Below are 1091 nucleotides of genomic sequence, written 5' to 3' on the forward strand. Positions count from 1 at the left end.
GACTGACCCCCAGCATGAAACCTATATCTTTGGAGGGGAGTTCAAGTTTCGACAGGGCCAGTAAGCGCACATCGGCAGGTGTCAGGTCTGGATACTGCTGCTGCAGGGTTTCGAAAAAGCCCGGATAAACCTGCTCAAACAGTCGCCGGAACCGCTGCCAGTCAGCCTCCGTAAGCAGCGTTCGCTGTAACAAGTCTTCAACCGGAACGGCGGCTATCCTTTGTTGTGCTTCCGGAATGGCCGGTTGTGCCAGCTCAGCGGTCAGTTGCTCAATAAGTTCGTTCTTTTCCTGTAGGTAGCGCATGTGCTGACGCAACTGCGCCGTTGCGTGCACCAGTTCATCATCTGCCCTCTTTTGTCTTTCCAGCAGAATTTCTTTTTCCCGCTGCCGTTTCTGCCGGTTCTGGTGTAGAGCATACCCGCCTGCTGCCGTTACTACCAGCAGGGTGATGCAGATAATATTACGGATCAGAATGGCCGCCCTTTTTTCAGCCTCCAGGTGCTGAAGGCTGCTCAGATAACGCTCGGCATTAGTCCGGATTTCTGTATTGGCTACTAACCGGTCATTAAACTGTATCCGTAGCGAATCTTTAACCATCATGACAGAGTCCTGATAAGCCAGTGCGTTTACATAATGCCCGGCCTTGCGTTCATACAAAGTCTGTGTCTGGTAATAAGCCAGTGCGTAATCTGCCCAGATGGTATTGTGCGTTTGTATTGCCCTCGCCTGCCGTATGAAGGCCTCCGCCTTCGCCGTACTGTCGATACTAAGCAGGGCCGATGCCAGATCAAGGGCCGCAATTGCTGACCGTTCCGGCGCTTCGCCCATACACAGGTGGTAAGCCCGGTAGAGAAAAGGCAGTGCTTGCCGGGTATGGCCCTGCAACAGGAAGGAGCGTCCGTATTCACCCGAAGCGATCCCTTCATAGGTGGTATCGCCGTAACTACGGGCCAGGCTGATGGTACGGTGAAACAGGGAATCCGCTTTCGTGTATCTTTTCAGGCGCAGATAAACCATGGCCGTATTGTTATAGGTCGACACCTCATCACGCCGGCTCAGAAACGGATACCGAAACGCCTGTTCCGTATAG

At 53.3% G+C, this 1091-nt stretch carries 1 protein-coding gene; it reads right to left on the minus strand.

Annotated features, from left to right (window positions below; genetic code table 11):
* Positions 1-1091, minus strand: a 1091-nt coding sequence (locus tag BLX24_RS30635) for a tetratricopeptide repeat protein (RefSeq protein ID WP_143092953.1), incomplete at both ends; no start/stop codon positions are given.

The organism is Arsenicibacter rosenii, from assembly GCF_001870735.1.
Taxonomy (GTDB): domain Bacteria; phylum Bacteroidota; class Bacteroidia; order Cytophagales; family Spirosomataceae; genus Arsenicibacter; species Arsenicibacter rosenii.